This is a genomic window from Nocardia vinacea, assembly GCF_035920345.1.
GTDB lineage: Bacteria > Actinomycetota > Actinomycetes > Mycobacteriales > Mycobacteriaceae > Nocardia > Nocardia vinacea_A.
This window is the reverse complement of the sequence record NZ_CP109149.1, coordinates 8,074,230-8,093,720: the sequence shown is the minus strand read 5'-3', so window position 1 is coordinate 8,093,720 and position 19,491 is coordinate 8,074,230. Positions and strand designations below refer to the sequence as shown.

Here is a 19,491-nt window from a genome sequence, read left to right as displayed (position 1 = left end):
CCGTTCATCCCGGGCCGACTTCGGTGCCCGAAAACCGCTCGGACAGCGGCCAACTCACTCCGCCCCCACAGGTCGGCGCACCACCCGCATCGACCTCGGGCGGCACCGACGCACCGCCCGCACGGCTCGACGCACCGTCCGCACGCGGCACCGACGCACCGCTCGACGCACCGCCCACACGCGGCACTGACGGCCCGTCCTCGCAGCTCGCCCAACCGCACTCGCGCGGGTTCGATGGCCCGCCTTCGCGACTCGAAGAACCGCACCCACAGGGCTCTCATGACGCCGACGGACCGCCCACCCGACACGATGAAGCTCGGCCGCACGACCCGCGCGGAGTCGACAGTCCGCCTGCGCGACTCGACGAGTCGCGGCCGGGCTCTCGTACGGGCAGCTCGGGCCCGGAACTCGATGAATCGCGCCGGGCCGGCTCGCACGGGGGCGATGGCTCGGCGCAGCAGTTGGACGAGGCGCGTCAGGTGGACTCGCAAGGAGACGATGGTCCGCCGTCTTGGCTTGCGCCGCAGCGACCGTCGGAGGACCAGACCGCCGATGAGCAAGGGGGTGCGCGCAGCGGGCAGCGACCTGAATTGCCGCCGCCACCAGGGGAATTCGATGCACAGTCGGCGGCGGCCTCCGGCATGCCTGCGGAAGCTGGTGTGGCACGTGGTTCCGGCTCGACAGCCGGGGCGGCGACAGATGTACCGGGCGCGGTAAGCCATACGGATCAGGATGATTCGGCGCGAGCGCTGGGTGCAGAGCAGACCGCCAACGACGCAGCGGGGTCCGCCGAGGCTGATCGCGCGCAATCCCCTGGTGCGACACCGATATTCGATTCCGCGACGGTCGATCCGACCAGGCGGTCGGGCAGCTCCCCGCGAGTGCCCAGCACCGCCTCCTCGGAGTACGGACCCACACCGCGCGATCGCGCCCAGGATTCGGCCGCGGGCACCGGCCACCCCGCAGGCGGATCGCCTTCGGGCACAACATCGTCCGCGAGCGCCGGTGCACCGCACGATTACGGCCAGTACGGCGAGACGACGCAAACCGCCAACGACGATCCGGCCTCCGCGCAGGCAGCCGGCTCGGGAGCAGCACCTCAAACGCCGAGCCGGTTCCATCGCCCCGCGTCCGCACCACAAGTACCCGGCGGCGAGTTCCACCAGCCGCCCTTCGCGCCGCAGGAAGCCGATTTCCAAGGGCCTACCGATACCGGTGATTCGGAATCCGGTCGGCCGCAACGCGATAGCGGGTCGGCCGCGCCCGGATGGGTCACCGACCCCAATTCGGCGGGTTCCGAGTTCCCGGGACCAGGGGCGGCACCGCAGACACCGAGCGAGGAGCTCGGACGTCCGGGCTCAGGACCGCAGGGAACCGCGGCCGAATCCCAGCGGCCGACCGGCGCGGCAGGACAGTCCGGATCCGGTGCGGCGCAACGAGGACGTGAGTTGGCCACGCCTGGTTGGACTGCGCACCCCGTCCCCGGAACAACGGGCACACCAACGCCCATCGCTGGACGACACCGGTTGCCATCGGAGATCGGTGCAGCCGCCGAGGCGGGCGATGAGGCCGCAGCGGCGACCGACACTGCCGGCGATCAGCAGGTTCCGACGGGCGAGCAGTCAGCTCCGCATGGGCCGGGCGACCAAGGAAGTGTCGCCGGAGCGGAGCAATCCGCAGTAGCCGAAGGGCAGAGCGGCGACCGCGCTGCCCCCGAGTACGCACAGCCCGCACCGGGACCGCTAGCGCCGGGCATCGACCAGCCGAATAGTCAGTGGCACAACGGAACTGGATACGCTCAGCCGACCGCCGGGCAAGGGCCTGTCGGCGATCAGGCCGGCCCACCTTGGCAGAACGGACCTGGGCCCACAGGGCAAGCACCCAGCGGCGACCCGGCCGCGCCGTGGCAGAACGGACCCGGGTACGCGCAACCATCCACCGGGCAAGCACCTGTCGGCGATCGCGCACCGTGGCAAGGCCGCCCTGCGCCCACGGGGCAAGCACCCAATAGCGACCAAGCGCCATGGCGAGGCGGACACGGACCAGCGGGGGAAGCGTCTGGCGACCAGGCTCCGTGGCACGGCGGCCCGGTGCCCACGGGGCAGGTGCCCGGCAGCGACCAGGCACCGTCGCAGAGCGGACCCATCAGTCGCCCGCCCGGCAGCGATCAAATGCCATGGCAGAGTGGACCCGCGCCGACGGGCCGAGAACCCGGCAGCGACCAAGCGCCACGGCCGAGCGGCCCTGGATCTACGGGGCAAGCACCTGGCAGCGATCCGGCCGCACCGTGGCAAGGCGGACCCGGGTACGCGCAACCGCACATCGGGCAGGCGCCAGTCGGCGATCAAACTGGCCCATCATGGCAGAGCGGACCACCGGGGCAAGCTCCCGGAGCCGAACACGCATCGTGGCAAGGCGGACTCGCGCCCACAGGCCGAGCACCCGGCAGCGACCAAGCGCCACGGCCGAGCGGCCCTGGATCTACGGGGCAAGCACCTGGCAGCGATCCGGCGGCGCCATGGCAGAGCGGACCCGGGTACGCGCAACCATCCACCGGGCAGGCACCGGTCAGCGGTCCGGTCGGCCCACCTTGGCAGAACGGACCTGGGCCTACGGACCGGGCACCCGACGGTGACCAAAGACCGTGGCAGGGCGAGCCCACTGGGCAAGCGCCAGGCGGCGATCATTCGCCGTGGCAAGGCGGCCCTGCGCACACGGGACAGGCACCCGGCAGCGACCAGGCACCGCAGCAAAGCGGACTCGGACCGACAGGCCAGGCCCCTGGCAGCGACCAGGTACCGTGGCACGGCGCGTCCGGCCCCATGGGGCAGGTGCCCGGTGACCAGGCACCGCAGCAAGGCGGCCCCACCGGCCATGCGCCCGGCGGCGATCAAACACCACGGCAAGGTGCGTCCGGGTATGGGCAGCCGCCGATCGGGCGGGCGCCCGAGGGTGAGCAGTGGCAGAATCCTGCGGCGCGGGGCTCGGGGCAGCAGTCGCCGGGTGAGCAGCCTGCTGACCAATGGCAGCAGGGGTATGCGGCGGGGCCGATGGGACAGCAAGCGCCCATTGGGGATCCGCAGACTGGGTACGGCCAACCATCGGCCGGGCCGCCGCCCGGGTATCAGCAGGGTGGTCAGTATCAGCCTGCGCAGTATCAGCCGCAGCATCCGCACGGGCCGCAGCCTTCGCTCGATGACGTGCCGTTGCGGCGTGCGAAGAAGTCGCCGAGCGGTGGGTGGCGCAAGGCCGTGCACCACGTTTCCGGGGGCGCGATCAATCCCGGCTTGTCCGCGGAGGAGTTGCGGCTGCAGGAATTGGTGGCGCGGATCCGACAGCCGGTGCGCGGTGACTATCGGATCGCGGTGCTCTCGCTCAAGGGTGGTGTCGGAAAAACCACCACGACAATGGGTCTCGGGTCGATCTTCGCCTCCATCCGTGGTGACCGGGTGATCGCGGTCGATGCCAATCCGGACTTCGGCACGCTGTCGCAGCGGGTGCCGCTGCAGACCCGTTCGACCGTGCGCGATCTCTTGCTGGATCCCGCGATCCAGCGCTATTCGGATGTGCGCAGGCATACCTCGCAGGGCACCAGCCGATTGGAAGTGCTTGCCAGCGAACGGGATCCGGCGGCGTCGGAGGCGTTCAACGACGAGGAGTACCGCGCCGTCGCCCGCATCCTGCAGCGGTTCTACAACATCATCCTGACCGACTGCGGTACCGGGCTGATGCATTCGGCGATGGGCGGCGTGCTCGACCTCGCGCATTCGCTTGTGCTGATCTCCTCGGCCGCGATCGACGGCGCGCGCAGCGCGGCGGCGACGCTCGACTGGTTATCCCTGCACGGCCACGATCATCTGGTCCGCAATGCGGTCGTGGTGATCAACCTGCCGCGTGAGGGTTCCCCGAATGTCGGCATTCAGCAGCTGCGCGAATACTTCCTGTCGCGCTGCCGCGCGGTGCACATCATTCCGTACGACTCGCATCTGTCCGAGGGCGCCGAGATCGATCTGCACCGCCTGCACAAGACCACCAAACGCGCCTACGTCGAACTCGCCGCTACCGTCGCAGACGAATTCGGCATCGATCACCACCGCTACGGTGTTTGATTTGCCGCGCCTGCGGCGCGGCGTGTTCACGGCACCCTGGTGTCTCGCGTCCGACCCTTTCGAGCGACCTGCAAGCAGTCGCAAGCGGCGCCCTTTCGAGCGACCTGCAAGCAGTCGCTAGCGGCGCTGTCGAGACTCGCGCCTGCGGCGCATGCGCTTCGACGACCCGGCTGCGTTCGATGGCCGTGCCTTCTGCTGCGGACGCGAGACGGGCCGCGAACTCCTCGCTCGTGAGACTCGCTTCGTGGGGTCACCGAGGCTGTAACCATGCGAAGCCGGGAACTCACCAGGACAACCTGGACGCGCGCACCTCCGCGATGGATCGCCCGCGACGGCGGCGGAACAGGCCGCGCAGTGTGCCCGCATTCAGGTAGCCGACCTTGACTGCTATCGCGTCGATGGTCAAGGTCGTGGTGCGCAGCAGTTGGGTGGCGCGTTCCAACCGGACCTCGTGCACGAAATCCCGTGGCGACATTCCGATTTCGGCTTGGGTGGCGCGCTGTAGCGTGCGTTCGGTTACGCCGAGCAGATGCGCGGCGTCGGCGATGCGGAACTGGTCGGCGACGTGGTCGCGCACCCAGCGCTCGAATGCGGCGACCAGGGAGTCGTTGCGGGCGATCACCTCGGGTATCGCGGAGTCGCGCTGTGTGCGGCGATCACCGACCACCAGATATCGGGCGGTCAGCTCGGCCAGGGTCGGACTCTGCGCGGCGATGAGCGCCAGCGCGAGGTCGATATGCGACAGCGAGGCCGCCGCGGTGGTGAGCCGATCCGCCCGGCACAGGATTCGACTCTCGTCCAAATCGATGCGCGGATATCGACGCCGAAAGGCCGGGCCGAGCCACCAACTCGTCGTCGCCACCACACCGTCCAGCACACCCGCCTCTGCCAGGTAGAAGGTTCCGGTGCAGGCCGCGGCGAGGTGCGCGCCGGATTCATAGGCCCGCGTCATCAGCTGCAGCACCGGCCGATTCGCGGGTGCGGAGACCACGCCGATCAGCCCATCCGCATCCAGGACGCGCGTTGCGGGGACGACGATCAGACCGACATCGTCCGGCAGTTCGGTTATCGGTGTCGTCTGCGCGCGGAATCCGTGCGCTGTAAGCACTTGTTTGCCATCGGCGACGATGTGCACCCGCCATGGATCGGGAGCCGTATCCAGTTCCTCGCGCAGTGCATTGGCGGTCGCGAAGGTCTCCAGTACGGCGGTGAGTCCGAGGTCGGCGACGCCGTCCTGCACGAAGACCGCAACATCCATGTCGCAAACAGTACTGAATATGTCGTTTCCGACACTCGGAACTGCGGAATAAGCGGCTTACTGTTCGTACTACTTACCCGGCCTGCCCTGCGGAGTTCATATGACGATCGTCGAAACCACCGGTATCCACCACATCCGCCTCACCGTGACCGATATCGACCGCTCCAAGGCGTTCTATGGCGACGTGCTCGGTTTCGAGATCGCGGTGGAGTCGCCGGGCCGTCCCGAGGATCCGCAGGTCCGCACCGATCCGGCCCAGTTCTACGGCGGCGTCGTATTCCAAACGAACGGAATGCTGTTCGGGCTACGCCCGGTGGCCGAACCGACCGATAAATTCGATTCCGAACGCGTCGGACTGGACCATCTCAGCTTCACCGTGCCCTCAGTCGACGATCTGACCCGCACCGCCGCCCGTTTGGCCGCGGCCGGAATCGAACACGGCGAGGTCACGCCGCTGGACGGACTCGGCATCGCGATCCTGTCCTTCAGCGATCCCGACGGTATCCACCTCGAGCTCACCGCACCGCTGTGAACGCGCCGGCGCACTGTAGTAATCCGACGTTCCGTCGGGCTCCGACGCTGGTGCGCACGAATATCGGCTCGGCACTGCCGAGCACCAGCGAACTACTGTGCGCGCTGAGCGGGAAACAGGTCCGCGGACATGTCTGCCGATGGTCGCGCGATCTGGTCCGGCTGCACCGAATAAGACGCGAGCATCCCCAGTGTTCGGCCGTAATCGACTGTCTCCGAATGGAATTGGTTGCCAATATCAATATCTGGGCAACCGAGCACCTGACGCTGCGCAGCGACAGCCATCGCGACGCCGCACTCGGCGACATCATCGATCGCATCGCGGCCACCGCCGACCACGCCTTCCACCTGCTGATGACCGGCGATCTGACCGGCGAACATATGCACGTGGCATGGACGCGATTGGCCGAATTGTCGATCACCTATGGCAACTTGGTCCGCGAAGCCGAGGACGGCCGCTGGTGCCTTTCCCCCTACACCAGACGCCGGTGACCTGGTCGGCACGCCGACGGTAGTCGAATGGCGGTCTGCTATCCGATTAGCGCCGCCATTGGACTACGCTCGGCGGTTCGCGAATCGGCAAGGGGCCGTGGCTAGCCGCTAGGGAAGCCACGGCCCCTCGTCAACCCGGGTCGTCACCACTCCGGGAGTCGCCGCCGTCCGGCGAGTACATCGCGTACCAAATCGTCGTAGGCATCGGCCAATTCGGCCAGATGATGCCACGCGACGTGTAGCTGTTCATTGTGGGCATCCAGGGTCATCAACGCGTGGTGCGCGCGGACCGAGGATTCCGCGATCCGGTCGATGACCGAGCCGACGGTTTCCGTGTGTAGCGTCGCGCCGAGCCGGTGCTGCGGCACGCTACGCGCCACCCAATCGTCGATCGCCATGACCAATTCGATTCTGCGACGCTCGATTTCGAGGATCGTCGCCGGATCGGTCGATACCGATCCGCCACGACCTACGAGCCGTTTCTCATGCAGAATCGCCAGGTCACGGGCGAACCATAGCAGCGGACCACCGACAACTCGGTGACCGCGGCACGCCCGAACAAGTAGATCCGACGTGGGAAGTAGTCCGGGAGTCAGGGACTGCACCGTCGAATCGACACACCTGGGTGTGCCGGGAAGAGCCATCACAACCGTTGATGAATCCGAACCTGCCACGTTGCCTCGCCGTCATCGCCGCACAACACCTGGATCAGGACGTTCATTACAATAAACCTCTGAAGGCACCTGTCAAGCGTTACCGGGCCGTAGGGAGTCACGAAGAGTACACTTCGTTACCTGCACGACTGACCGAGGAGCAAGATGGCGGACGGTCCGACGTATCTCCGGATCGCAGACCTCCTCCGCGAGGAGATCCGCGCAGGCAAGTGGAATCCGGGTGATCGGTTGCCCAGCCATAACGAGCTGGCCGATCAAATGCAGGTTTCGATCACTACCGCGCGCAATGCCATTCAGGTGTTGGTCGCCGAAAATCTCGTCTACACCGCTACTTCCCGTGGCACCATCGTCCGAAACCAAGAAGTCCTGGAATCGGTTGTCACCGACCATATTCGTCCGGATCGTCCGCAATCGGCCCACGATATCTTCGAAGAGATCGCGCGCGCCGCACATCGCGAACCGACCAAAGAGTTCAGCGCGAAGATGGAACCCGCGAATCCGGAGGTGGCGCACTGGCTGGGCGTGCCGGAGGATTCCTGGGTGCTGGCCAGGACGGTCGTCCAGTTCCTGGACAACGAGCCGTGGTCGTGGGAGGTCAGTTTCTATCCGCGGGACTTGGCGGAGGCTACCGGTATCGACTCGCCACACGATATTCCGGAGGGCACGACACGCCGATTGGCCGACCGCGGCCATGCCGAGACCGCACATCGCGACACGCTCGTCGCCCGCCCGGCCAGTGCGGAAGAAGCGATCGTGCTCGGCGTTGCGACCGGCACCATTCTGCTGGATCATCTACGCATCGGCGCCAACCACGAGCGCATCACGAGGGCCACCCGGCATCGGTCGATCGCGACCCGTAACCGGCTGGCGTACGAACTCGGCGACGACGAAGGCAGCGACGTCATCCGACATACGCTCGGCATCTCTTACCGGCCGGGTATCTCGTTGCCATGAAAAATGTTCCGCCATGAATACGGTGCAGCCATGAATACCATCCGCCGGGCAGCCCTGCGTGATCTCGGCACCATATGTCGACTCCGGATCCAGCGCACCGCCTGGCTCACCGCGCGCGGCTCCGATCAGTGGACCGTCGCAAGCCGCGGCCTGCCGATCGAGATCTTCGCGCAGGCGGTCGGCGAAGCGCTGGACGCGGGCGAAACCTGGATTGCCGAGGTAGCGGGGGAACCGGCCGGGACAATCACCGTCAACGACCGCTCGGACCCGGGGTTATGGTCGCCGTGGGAACTAGCCGACGCGGTGGTCGTGCATTTCATGATCGTCGACCTCCGCTTCGCCGGTCAGCGCGTCGGCCATCGCCTGTTGGCCCACGCCGCATCGCTTGCGCGCCAACGACAACGCCACTGGGTCCGACTAGACGCCTGGACAACCAATACCGATCTGCACGACTACTACCACAGGGAAGGCTTCCATCTGGTCAGGATCGCGGGCCCGGCCGCCTCGGGACCGTCCTGTGCGCTGTTCCAACGCCGTTCCGACAGCTGGACCTTCGAGCCGATGACATCGATGCTGACCCATGTGCCGCAGCCGATTCCGGAGCCGGCGCCCGAGGCTCACAGCGGCGGCAGATAGGCGATCTGCACCATCTCCTGACCGCGGTTGCGCGACACCAGGATGCCGCGCCCGGGCGGCAGCTTCATCGGACGGACATCGCCGATCAGCTTGCCCTCGTCCTTGGGGCCGCTCATGATCAGCGCGTCGACGGAGAGGTTCTTCATACCGCCGAGCACGTTGTCGTAGAGCGCGCGCGAAACGCCGCCGGTGCGTCGGGTGACGATCACGTGCAGACCGATATCGCGGGCCTGCGGCAGGTACTCCAGCAGTGGCAGCAGCGGATTGATGCCCGCGGTGATCATGTCGTAATCGTCGATAAGCAAATAGATTTCGGGTCCGGTCCACCAACTGCGCTCGCGCAGTTGCTGCGGGGTGATGTCGGAGCCCGGGATGCGCTTGGACATGTAGCGGGCGAGTTCGCTGACCATCGGTCCGCAGGTCTGCGATGAGGTGGAATAGCCGCCGAGATGGGCCTCGTCGACCACGCCGAGCAGGCTGCGGCGATAGTCGATCAGGATGATCTTGGCTTGCTCCGGTGTCGCGTTTTCGGTGATGCCCATGGCGATATTGCGCAGCAGCGTCGTCTTGCCGCATTCGACGTCGGCGAAGGCCATGAAGTGCGGCTCCTGGCCGAAATCCAGGACGAACGGATCCAATTCGTTCTCGCCGAGCCCGACGAGGACCTTGGTCGGGCCGAGTTCGACCTCGTGTTTGCGCGCGATCGCCACGACCTCGTCGCGGCTGATCCGCAATGGCAGCATGCGCACCTCGGGGGCGCGTCGGCCCGGATAGAGCTGCTGCATCTGGTCTCTGGCCTGGGCGGCGCCTTCGGCCAGGGTTTGCGGATCGGAATCGGAATCCAACCGGGGCAGTGCGATGAGCATATGCAGTTCATCGGCCGTGAGGCCGCGACCGGGACGGCCGACCGGCACCAGCGCCGCTGTGCGCCTGCCCATTTCGGAATCGGTCGGGTCGCCGAGGCGCAGCTCGATGCGGGTGCCGATCTGATCCTTCACATTGGGCCGGATCTCGCCCCAGCGCGCGGCGCCGATGATCAGGTGGATGCCGTACGAAAGACCCTGTGCCGCAATGGCGGTGATCTGCGGTTCGACGGCGTCGAACTCCTCGCGCATGGCCTGCCAGCCGTCGATGACCAGGAAGACATCGCCGAACTGGTCGGCGGCGAGCGGATCGTTGGGATCGGCCTCGGTCCCGTTGATGAGCCGGGCCTCCATCTGGGAGTACTTGCGGCGCCGGAACTCCACCATGGATTCGATGCCGAGTTCGGCGAAGCGCTCCTCGCGCTGGCGCATCAGCGTCGTCAGTTCGGCGACGGTGCGGCGCACCCGATCGCCGTCCAAGCGGCCCGCGACCGAACCGACATGCGGCAGACCGGATAGACCGGCGAGGCTGCCGCCACCGAAATCGAGGCAGTAGAACTGGACCTGTTGGGGGCTGTGGGTCGCCGCGGCGGCCATGACGATCGTGCGGATGGTGGTCGACTTACCCGACTGCGGACCGCCGACGACCGCGACATTGCCTTGGGCACCGGCCAATTGGATGGTCAGCACGTCACGGCGCTGTTCGTAGGGCTTGTCGATGATACCGATCGGCATCCACAGCTGGCCGTGCCGGTTGACCGGGGAGCGCCAATCCGGATCGGGCAGCAGCATATCCACTGTCGGCGATTCGTCCAGCGGCGGCAACCACACCTCGTGCGCCGGACGGCCGTGTCCGGTAAGACGTTTCACGACAACCTCGAGCAGCGTTTCCGGAACGCCGCCGCCAAGCTCCTCCGCTTCCGGCTCGGCACCCGGAGGCGGCGGCAGATCTGGCAGTTCCATTCGCGCCGGTTCGGGCCGCTTCTCGGCCTCGACGGGTCCGGCGGTGAACACCGTGGGCGACTGGCCGCCGACCACCCGGCCGTCCACCTGTCGGCTGCCGCTCGGTGAGACATACGGCCCCGACACATAGGTCGCGTTGAACCGCAGCGGATCGTCGGCATCGCTCTTGAGATAGCCGGAGCCCGGAATGCCGGGCAGATGGTAGGCGTCGGTGATGCCGAGTACGGCGCGGGATTCGTTGGCGGAGAAAGTGCGCAGACCGATTCGGTAGGACAGGTGCGAGTCCAGTCCGCGCAGCTTGTTCTCCTCGAGTCGCTGCGAGGCCAGCAGCAGATGGACGTGCAGTGAGCGGCCGAGGCGGCCGATCATCACGAACAGATCCGCGAAATCCGGCTTCTGCGAGAGCAATTCGGAGAACTCGTCGACGATGACGAACAGTGCGGGCAGCGGGTCGAGCGCGACGCCCGCCGCGCGCGCCTTCTCGTAGTCGGTGACATTGGCGAAGTTGCCTGCAGCGCGCAGCAATTCCTGGCGGCGGTTCATCTCACCCGCCAGCGCGTCCTTCATGCGGTCCACCATCGAGAGCTCTTCCTCGAGGTTGGTGATGACCGCGGCGACGTGTGGCAGCGAGTCGAGGCCGAGGAAGGTCGCACCGCCCTTGAAGTCGACAAGTACCAGGTTCAGCGCGTCCGGCGAGTGTGTGGTCACCATGGAAAGCACCAGCGTGCGCAGGAATTCGGACTTACCCGAACCCGTGGCGCCGATGCACAATCCGTGCGGACCCATACCGCTCTCGGCGGATTCCTTGATATCGATTTCGACCGGGGTGCCGTCGGGTGTGACGCCGATCGGCACCCGCAGCCGCTCACGCGCGGTGCGCGGACGCCAAACCCTCGACGGTTCGATCTGCGCCGCGTCCGGAATCTTCAGCAGCGCCATCAGCCCCGGATCGGCCCTGGTGTCGTCGCCGAGGCTGACGATCTGTGCGGCCGTCGCGATCCGGAACCGGGCCAGGCTGCGGGCGAAGGAAGCGGATTCGGCCGTGCTCACCTCGTCGGCAGTGGCGAACTTCTCGGTTCCCGCAGCGCTTTTCGCACTCACCGCACCGTCACTGACCACCAATTGCAGACCGCGCCGCGCGGCCAAACCGTTCTCGGGCGCGGTCAGATCGAGCACGGTGACCGAATCCAGACCGGATTCGCTGATCAGCCGTTCGGTGCCGTTGACGTAGCCGTCATCGACGATGACCACCAGATGCAAACGGCCCTGTGTCGGTTGCGGATTGCGCATGAAGCGGCCGCGTTCGAGCAGTTCGGAGGCGAGTGCGGTTTCGAGTTCGGCCAGCGAGCCGTACATCATCCTGGCCGAGCCCATGCCGTCGCGGACGGTCGGATGTTGCAGGTGCGGTAGCCATTTCGCCCATTCCCAGGCCGGACCGTCCGGATCGGCGCAGACGATGGCGACCGCGACGTGGTCGGGTCCGTGAAATGCGGTGAGCTCCATCAGCATCGCGCGTGCCAGCATTCTGGCTTCCTCGGGGTCGCCACTGATATTGATGGCCGGAAAGGCGCGCAGCGACACCGCGGTCGGTAACTGGTGCACCACCGAATGGGTTCGTACGAAACGGCGCAACGCCACGGTGGAGACCGGCTCCAGATCCTCCAGCGGTCCCGTCTCCGGGCGCGCCAACTTGGTCGCCAACCGATGACTGCCCACCCCGACCCGCACATGTCCGAAGTCCGGATCGTTCGGCCTGCGCTCCCACATCCGGCGGGTGCCGACCACCGACGGCAGATCGATCGGTTCCGGATGACTCCAGATCAGCGATTCCAGCTGCTTATTGCCGGTGCGGCGGACGTTCTTGCGCATCTGGTCCAGGTAGCGGAAGTAGTCCTTGCGTTCCTCGTTGAGTTCGCCCGCACCCTTGGGACCGTTGCCCCGCATGCCGAGCATCATGCCGCCCATCGACATGAGCATCATCATCGGGAACATCATCATGAACGGGTTGGCGAGCAGGTTGCGACCCATCATCACCATCATCGCGATCATGCCGACGACGGCGACCACCATGATCACCGGCATCAACTTCATGATCAGCGGTCCCGGCAGGGCCCGCTGGATTTCCGGCGGTGAATTCAACGCCACCTCACCACCCGGTGCGCGTGGCGGGGCGATGCGGGGGCGGCGCACGAAACCTTCGGTAGCCATGGGTCCCTCTACTGCTCTACTACTTCGGACTCGAGATCGGCGGAACCGCGAGCGCGCCGGAACGGAATCGACAGCGCCGCACCGAGTCCCAGCACGATCAGACAGGTGACCGAGCCGATGATCGCGATACGTCGCGGCAGCGGATCGGGTCCCGCAGGATGGACCGGGGCCGCCATGACACGCGGGGTATCGGCGCCGACGCTGACCGGGTTATCCGGGAGTTGTGCGGTGAGTGCGGCCAGTGGATCGATCAGGCCGTGGCCGACCCGATCGTCGCGGCCCGGGCCGGGCGCTTGTGCGGTGCGGGTGATTCGATCGATCACCTGTCCGGCGGTAAGTTCCGGGAAACGGGAGCGGACCAGTGCGGCGAGCCCGGCGACATAGGGTGCGGCGAAACTGGTGCCCTGGATGGTTCCGGTGCCCTCCTGGGTGACCGCGCCGTTGACCAGTCCGGTACCGCCCGGCTTATTGTCGAGCGAGACGATATTGCGCCCGATGGCGGCGGCGCCGACCCACGGCCCGTGCAGCGAAAGCGCCGAGGGCGCGCCGTTCGGATCGATGGAGGCCACGGTCAGGACGTAGGGCTGGAACCACGCGGGACTGGCGATGGTCTGCACGCTGTCCCAGCCGTCATCGTCGTTCTGCTTCTCGCATGCGCCGCCGTTCTCCACATTGCCCGCTGCAGCGACTACCACGACGTTGTGGTCGTAGGCGTACTTCACCGCGGCACCGAGCGGAACGTCGGCGGTGTCGGTTCCGGCTGCGCTGCAAGAGACTTCGGAAATATTGATAACCGTGGCACCCATATCGACGGCGCGCACCACCGAGGCTGCCAAGCCGAGCACACTGCCGTAGCCGGAGGGCACCATGGCATCCGGCGGCTGATCGCCGCCCGCGCGATCCTTGCGCTCATAGTGCGTGCTCAATTGGCGGATGGTGAGGATCTCGGCGTCGGGCGCGACGCCGACGAAGGCATCGTCCGGGCTCGGGCGCGCGGCGATAATGCCGGCGACGAGGGTGCCGTGGCCGTCGCAATCAACGGTGCCGTCACTCTCGGAAACATAGTCGCCACCGGCTTGCAGTGTGGGCAGTCGCGGATGCCGGTTCACGCCGGTGTCGATGACCGCAATCTTTTGTCCCGCACCGCGACTGAATTGCCAAGCCGCGGGCAGGTCGAGCACACGCTGCGGCAGCGGCGGTTCCGCGGGTGGACCACCGATGAGCGACAGTTCGGCGCAGACGACCTTTTGCTCGGTCGGCTCCAAGGGCGCGGGCCGACCGCTGAGCGCCTGCGCGGGCCCGAGTGCGCCCGAGTCGATAGTCGGTGGCGGGACCGCACCGGCCGGAGCAGACCAACCGAGCATCGATGCACCGAGAACCGCTGCAGCGCAGACGATTCCGGTTCCGCGCCGCCAGCCGGGCTCGCTCGCCCGAGCAGTCATATGTTCCTGGCCATCGAATACACTCCCATGATCCACAGCACCAGTGGGATCACCGCGATGATCAGCAGATATTCGGTGATTTCCATGGCTCGTCGGGTCACCGGCGTCACCTCGAGGTGCGGACCGATCACTCCGAACGCCAGCACCCCCGCAGCGAAGGCCAGCAGCAGCACGCCCGCGAGCAGCAGCAGATCCGAATTGCCGAGGGCCAGTCCGGTGATCAGACCGATGACGATGACGCAGCCGCCCGCGATCAGCGCACCGGCCTGCACCAGGTCGGCGAAACAACGGCCGCGCAGACCGATGATCACCGCTGCGATGACGGCGAGCGTAATCCCTTGCCAGCGTGCGGATCCCAGCGGATCAGCGGCGCCGAACGCACCGACGACCGCGGCAATGGCGCAGGCGATGAGCATACCGGTCTGGTACTGGTTGGCGGCCCTGGCCCGCTCACCGAGTCCGGCGGCCGAGGGCAGTGCCGTCGCGCCGATCGCGCCGATACCTTCGATGGTGGGGCGTGGTTCGTGATCGGCCGGATCGATCGCGCCACCCGCGGTCGGCACCGGCGGGATCGGCAGCCGGGCAGCCACCGCCGCAAGCCGCGGCACCGCGGAGATCAGTGTGATGGCCACCACCAGGATGGCGGCGGAGATCTTGGGCAGGTCGAAATTCCAGATCATCCGCACGAGTGCGGCGAATCCGCCGAACAGTGCGACGGTCACCGCGGACGCGGTGAGCGCGGCACCGGTCGCGGTGGCGCGATAGATCACCGCCGCGGCCACCAAGGTGACCGAACAGCCGAGCAGCAGATGCGGACTGCCGAGATCGCCTGGCACGAATAGTGCTGCGCCGCCGAAGAACAACAGCAGCGCACACAGTGACAACCAGGTAGCCGTCAATTGATCCGCGTACTTACGCGCCGCGATACCCGCCGCGACGGCAGCGATGATGGCGACACCGGTCGCGAGGAAGGGCGCGGCCAGAGCGCCGCCGTGCGCACGCCCAGCGGCGAGCAGCCCCACCGCGAGCAGCACCGCCGACACCGCGGCGACCAGACCGGTCCAACGGGCCGCGGTGGGCGACCAGCCGCGGAAATCGACACTGGTGAGCCGGGATACCGCATCGATGACATCGTCGAAGAGCGCGGGCGATTCCTTCGCGGTGACCGAGCGCAGCACCAGCAGCTCGCCGTCGAACACCTCGGCCTCGCAGAGGCTGCGGCTCGGTGCGATGGCGTCACGGCCCAGCCGGGCCAGGGTCCAGTGTTCGGTATGCAGTGGGGTACCGCCGTCGTCGCCCTCCACCACATCGGGATTGCGCGATTCGATCAGGGCGACGAGATCACCGATAAATGTGGCGATAGGCACGGTCGCCGGAAGCCCGACATCGAGCTGGGTATTTCCCCCGATGACGGAGACTCGGCACAGTTCAGGTTCGGCGGCGCGGGTGCCGCTGCTCAACGGTTCGGTCAATTGCGCACCGATCCCAGCTCTTTACGGAACGATCCAAACACTTGCGCCCGGTTTCCTACCTGTCGAACCAACTCTACGACTCGGATCCACTCTCGCACGAACGTTCCCCCGTCGCATGTGGTCGTCGCACACTTTGCAACCTATCGGTGGCAAAACATAATGTATCGGAGGAGTCGAGCCGACGCGATCGCTAAGCTGGTCGGAAGATGTACGCGGACAATCGCGCAACAAAAAAGATAGCTCCAACCAACACTTCGGGGTTTGACAGCAATGACCGGCAACCGCCAAGCACAACGGGCCTTCGACGCCGGAATCCTGTCGCTGGGCCTGACCATCGACGGACAGGAATCGGCTCGCGATCTCGAGTACGCGAAACTGGCGTTTGTGCGTGCCACCGAGTGGGACCCGACGATGTGTGACGCCTGGCTGGGCCGGGCCGCGGCGGGTGAGGTCACCACCGAGGTGCTCTACAACCTCTACAAGAACAGTGGGACAACACTTTTCCGCGAGCAACGCCGGTTGGGGCTGGCGCCGCGGGCATTGGCCGGACGCTTCCTGGCCGGGCTGTACATCGACTACCCGCTGGCCGGCTACACCGAAATCTGGCTGGCCCAAGCGGCACAGCTGATTTCGGAGAAGGAGTACGACGAGGCCGAACAGGTGCTCGACGAACTCGCCACCCACCGCGCCTCGAGGCTCTCGGATACCGATCGGGAGATCGACGACCGGATCTGCGCGTATATCCGTGGCGTACTGCACTTCAACACCCAGCGCTGGCCCGATGTGATGGCCGTGCTCGCCGGATCCGCCGAATGGGACGACCCGTATCTGGCGGCGGGCGCACATGTGATGGTCGGCTCGGCATGCGCCCAGCTCGGCCTGTTCGGCGAGGCCATCCGACGTATGGAACAGGCCGAAGCGGGACCGATCCCAGCGGCCCGGACCACCGCCATGTTCTGCCGTGGCCTGTGCCTGCGCGAGACCGGTAAAGAGGCCCAGGCGCAGGCCCTTTTCGAGAAGGTGTATTCGCAGGCACCGGATTTCGCCGCCAATACCGCAGCCATGCGCGATCGCACCTACCGGCTCACGGTGACCACCAAGGAATCGATCGACGCGCGCACCGACCGCTGGGATCCCGCGTCGGCGCCCTCGGTGGAGGCGATGCAGACCGCCGACGCCGAGGACCGCGCCAAGAAGATCCTGACCGACGCGCGCGCCGAGCTGGATTCCCAGATCGGCCTCGAATCAGTGAAAACGCAGGTCGCGAAGTTGCAGGCGACCGCGCAGCTAGCCAAGATCCGGGCCGAGAAGGGTATGGCCAGCATGGCCCGCGGCAACCACCTCGCCTTCACCGGTCCCCCCGGCACCGGTAAGACCACCATCGCCCGGGTGGTGGCCAAAATCTATTGCGGCGTAGGACTACTCAAGACCGACAAGGTCCTCGAGGCCAAACGCGTGGACTTCGTCAGCCAGAACCTCGGCGGCACCGCGATCAAGACCGACAAGCTGATCGATACCGCGATGGACGGTGTGCTTTTCATCGACGAGGCATACACACTGATCCAGACCGGTCTGCAAGGCGGTGACGCCTTCGGCCGCGAGGCGGTGGATACCCTACTGGCCAGAATGGAAAACGACCGCGACCGGCTGGTGGTGATCATCGCCGGCTACGACGGCGAAATCGACCGGCTACTCGCCGCCAACGACGGTCTGGCTTCACGCTTCGCCAAACGCCTGCAATTCCCCTCCTACACCCCCACCGAACTCGGGCAGATCGGCAGCCTGATCGCCCGCTCCCGCGACTCCGAGTTGTCCGAGGAAGCAATGGAACTACTGATCGAGGCATGCGAACGGCTCTACAACACCGAACGCGTCGACCAGAACAGGCAGCCACGTCGCGGCATCGACCTCGCCGGCAACGGCCGATTCGTGCGCAACATCATCGAATCCGCCGAGGAAGAACGCGAATTCCGCCTCGCCAACGACGAAACACTGGACCTGAGCGCGGTGGACGAAACCGTACTCATGCGCATCGAAACACCGGATATGCAGGCCGCACTCACCGGAGTACTGGCCTCGCTGGGCGTTTGAAAGTCTCAGTTTCCGACGGGCAAGATATCGTGCTTGACCAGCGCATCGTTCTTGGACAGCGTCGGTCCCGGCACCAGTTGACCGATGATCGACCAGGGGGCAAGGCGCGGTTCGGCGCCGAGTCCGAGCACCTGGGCGGTGGCGATATCCGGGATGCCGTAGCGGATTCCGTTATCCGCCACATAGAACAGGCCACCGCGCCGCAAACTGCCCGGCTCCGTTCCGGTTACCTGCACGAACTCCCCCGAAGCCGGTGGGATGTAGGCGGAATCGACCCGATCGCCGGTGCCGTCGGAGGTGGCCAAACTCACCGGTTCAGCCGAACCCGGCAGCGGTAGACGGTTGCCCGCGAGCAGGGTGATAGCGGCTCGGTCGGTGGGGCTTTCGGTCGCGTCGTTGGCGGGTTCACCACCCTTTGCCCAGCTCAGGCAGGTGACGGGGGCATCCTCGGCGGAGACGATCTTCGGGGTGGTCGCCGGGAAGTGGTCGAGGGAAAGCTGGTGTAGCACCGGCATATTGGTGAGCACGTCCGGCGGTTCGGCCTTGATCTCGCGCATGCCCTGGGAATTCGCGGTGCGGATGACCTGCGCCGTGAAATCGGAGATCGGCTGCACACCGTCGGCGAGCACCACGTACAGCTGGGACTGATCGGTGCGGCCGGTGCCGCCGACCGCGATGACCCCGCCGATCGGCACATCGGAAAGCTTTGCCGGACCGGACTGTCCGGCCTTCGGTATATCCGGCACGGCCAGCGGCGGCACCGCGATGGCGGCATCCAGCAGGCCGGTGCCGACCGGCCGCGGCTTGTGCCCGGTCAGGTTCAGCGCACGGGCCAGCACCGAGTTGCCAGGATCGACTTCCGCGCGCTTGCCGTCGTAGATCAGGTAGGTCTTATCGGCCCGCCGCACCAGCAGCGCATCCGATGGCTCCAGGGTCCGAATGCGTTCGTCCAGTTGGGGTTTGCCCGCGAAAACCGCGGTTTCCACGCCGGTCGCCGCGGCCGCACTGCCGGTGATCGAGAGCTGCACCGTTTCGCACAGCGACCAGTCCGAGCGACCACCCTGCATTGAACCGGGCAGTGCCGCGGGCGCACCCGGGATGCCGAGCATCGGACCGCGCGGCATCGACGAAAGCTTCGAATCCTTCACCGATTTGGGCGATTCGTTGCTGCCGCTGATCAGCCGGGCCGAGGCCAGGTTGAGCACCGGGTGCAGGCGTTTGTCGTCCTTCTTGTCCTCGGATTCGGCCACGACCACATACAGCGCGCCGCTGTCCTTGCCGATCACGATGTTCGCGTCGCCGATCGAGCCCTGGGGCCGCAGGAAGGCCAGGATGGCCGCGCCGGCCACCATGAGCACGCCGAGGGTGGCGCCGACGAGCATCGAACGCAGCTGAGATCGCATGGGGTCGTGCAGCATCCGCACATCGCGTCGAACCAGTGCGTGATCGAGTCGGCGCAGCAGAAAACGGTAGCCGTTGACCTGGGCCTTGGTGGTCAGCTGAGCCGGCACATGGTCTCCATCGAACTACGGGAAGGAACAGCGTAATTACAGTATCGTTCGGTGCCGCGGTGTCAATCCAGCGACAATTGGGCAAACTATTCTCGCCGTAGCGACTGCTTGCGGGTCGCTCGAAAAGGGCCGTAGCGACTGCTTGCGGGTCGCTCGAAAAGGGCCGTAGCGACTGCTTGCAGGTCGCTCGAAAAGGTCAGCCGCGAACATGGGGGTGGCGCGGTACTGTTATCGCAATACTGGTCTGATTATCGGGGACGGGGCTGTGAACAAACGCGATACCGACT

The 19,491-nt window shown here is 66.4% G+C and carries 13 protein-coding genes; 6 read left to right on the top strand and 7 right to left on the bottom strand.

The features are described from left to right. Positions 1-4: 4 nt before the first annotated feature. Positions 5-187 carry a hypothetical protein gene (locus tag OIE68_RS36565; protein WP_327095486.1) on the bottom strand — a complete coding sequence of 61 codons (183 nt, stop codon included), beginning with the start codon at positions 185-187 and terminating at the stop codon, positions 5-7. 2,635 nt (positions 188-2,822) lie between these two features. Here OIE68_RS36565 and OIE68_RS36560 point away from each other — a divergent pair. Next, on the top strand, positions 2,823-4,109 hold the full coding sequence (locus tag OIE68_RS36560) for an AAA family ATPase (RefSeq protein ID WP_419150616.1): 1,287 nt from the start codon (positions 2,823-2,825) through the stop codon (positions 4,107-4,109). Positions 4,110-4,392: 283 nt separating this feature from the next. On the opposite strand, the gene OIE68_RS36555 is transcribed toward OIE68_RS36560, so the two are convergent. Beyond that, positions 4,393-5,367 carry a GlxA family transcriptional regulator gene (locus OIE68_RS36555; protein WP_327095485.1) on the bottom strand — a complete coding sequence of 325 codons (975 nt, stop codon included), beginning with the start codon at positions 5,365-5,367 and terminating at the stop codon, positions 4,393-4,395. 100 nt (positions 5,368-5,467) lie between these two features. On the opposite strand from OIE68_RS36555, the gene OIE68_RS36550 reads away from it, so the two are divergent. Together OIE68_RS36550 and OIE68_RS36545 are read left to right on the top strand one after the other, a co-directional pair. Continuing rightward, positions 5,468-5,899 carry a VOC family protein gene (locus tag OIE68_RS36550; RefSeq protein WP_327095484.1) on the top strand — a complete coding sequence of 144 codons (432 nt, stop codon included), beginning with the start codon at positions 5,468-5,470 and terminating at the stop codon, positions 5,897-5,899. 218 nt (positions 5,900-6,117) lie between these two features. Then, positions 6,118-6,390 (top strand): hypothetical protein, encoded by a 273-nt coding sequence (locus OIE68_RS36545; protein WP_327095483.1) that lies wholly within the window; start codon positions 6,118-6,120, stop codon positions 6,388-6,390. A gap of 143 nt (positions 6,391-6,533) precedes the next feature. Here OIE68_RS36545 and OIE68_RS36540 read toward each other — a convergent pair whose 3' ends face one another. Further along, positions 6,534-7,034, bottom strand: coding sequence for a DUF4254 domain-containing protein (locus tag OIE68_RS36540; protein WP_327095482.1), 501 nt, complete (start codon positions 7,032-7,034; stop codon positions 6,534-6,536). Positions 7,035-7,208: 174 nt separating this feature from the next. Between OIE68_RS36540 and OIE68_RS36535 the strand changes: the two genes are divergently transcribed. Both OIE68_RS36535 and OIE68_RS36530 read left to right on the top strand, forming a co-directional pair. Then, positions 7,209-8,018, top strand: a complete 810-nt coding sequence (locus OIE68_RS36535; RefSeq protein ID WP_327095481.1) for a GntR family transcriptional regulator — start codon at positions 7,209-7,211, stop codon at positions 8,016-8,018. A gap of 30 nt (positions 8,019-8,048) precedes the next feature. Next, entirely contained in the window at positions 8,049-8,654 is a 606-nt protein-coding gene (locus tag OIE68_RS36530; protein ID WP_327095480.1) for a GNAT family N-acetyltransferase, read from the top strand. On the opposite strand, the gene eccCa is transcribed toward OIE68_RS36530, so the two are convergent. From eccCa to eccD, 3 genes are read right to left on the bottom strand one after another with little or no spacing between them, the layout of a single operon-like run. Beyond that, positions 8,636-12,688, bottom strand: a complete 4,053-nt coding sequence (eccCa, locus tag OIE68_RS36525) for a type VII secretion protein EccCa (protein ID WP_327095479.1) — start codon at positions 12,686-12,688, stop codon at positions 8,636-8,638. The genes OIE68_RS36530 and eccCa overlap by 19 nt on opposite strands. Before the next feature lie 8 nt (positions 12,689-12,696). Then, positions 12,697-14,130 (bottom strand): type VII secretion-associated serine protease mycosin, encoded by a 1,434-nt coding sequence (gene mycP / locus OIE68_RS36520; RefSeq protein ID WP_327095478.1) that lies wholly within the window; start codon positions 14,128-14,130, stop codon positions 12,697-12,699. After that, positions 14,127-15,602 (bottom strand): type VII secretion integral membrane protein EccD, encoded by a 1,476-nt coding sequence (gene eccD / locus OIE68_RS36515; protein WP_327095477.1) that lies wholly within the window; start codon positions 15,600-15,602, stop codon positions 14,127-14,129. Before eccD ends, mycP begins: the two co-directional genes overlap by 4 nt. A gap of 270 nt (positions 15,603-15,872) precedes the next feature. On the opposite strand from eccD, the gene eccA reads away from it, so the two are divergent. After that, positions 15,873-17,693, top strand: a complete 1,821-nt coding sequence (gene eccA / locus OIE68_RS36510) for a type VII secretion AAA-ATPase EccA (RefSeq protein ID WP_327101952.1) — start codon at positions 15,873-15,875, stop codon at positions 17,691-17,693. A gap of 5 nt (positions 17,694-17,698) precedes the next feature. On the opposite strand, the gene eccB is transcribed toward eccA, so the two are convergent. Next, positions 17,699-19,204: a type VII secretion protein EccB gene (gene eccB / locus OIE68_RS36505; protein WP_327095476.1), complete on the bottom strand. Its 1,506-nt coding sequence runs from the start codon at positions 19,202-19,204 to the stop codon at positions 17,699-17,701. Positions 19,205-19,491 lie beyond the last annotated feature (287 nt).